The sequence below is a fragment of the Gilvimarinus algae genome (assembly GCF_030518215.1).
GTDB lineage: Bacteria > Pseudomonadota > Gammaproteobacteria > Pseudomonadales > Cellvibrionaceae > Gilvimarinus > Gilvimarinus algae.
On sequence record NZ_JAULRT010000022.1, the window covers coordinates 1 to 355 of the forward strand.

Here is a 355-nt window from a genome sequence, read left to right on the forward strand (position 1 = left end):
TTTGCTACGATACGCGCGAGGTCGTCGTTGGAGGTTCTGATTTCAGCATCGGTCGCGGCGGCGACGATTGCCGGATCGCTACGCGCGGCCAGCATGATGGCGGTTGTGAGCGGTTCGACAAGCAGACGCACGCCATGTCCCAGGTCGAGCCAGCGCGGTTCATTGGAAAGGTTCAGGCGTAGCATCAGTAATCCTCGCGGTCGTTGGTCAGCGTGACAGTGCACATTCGGCCCGCGACTGGATCGCTGGCGGCCTGCCAGTCAAAGGTCGCCTGCACACCTTGGGGGCCGGAGATCTCGATCCGGGGCCGCGGGAGATAGACAGCGTGAGCGGTGAATGTGAGGCTCTCGCCAGT

Annotated in this window: 1 protein-coding gene; it reads right to left on the reverse strand. The window is 62.8% G+C overall.

Annotated features, from left to right (window positions below):
• Positions 1-185 (reverse strand): hypothetical protein (locus QWI16_RS00315; RefSeq protein WP_302710719.1); only part of this gene is annotated, 185 nt, incomplete at its 3' end.
• Between the last annotated feature and the right edge of the window lie 170 nt (positions 186-355).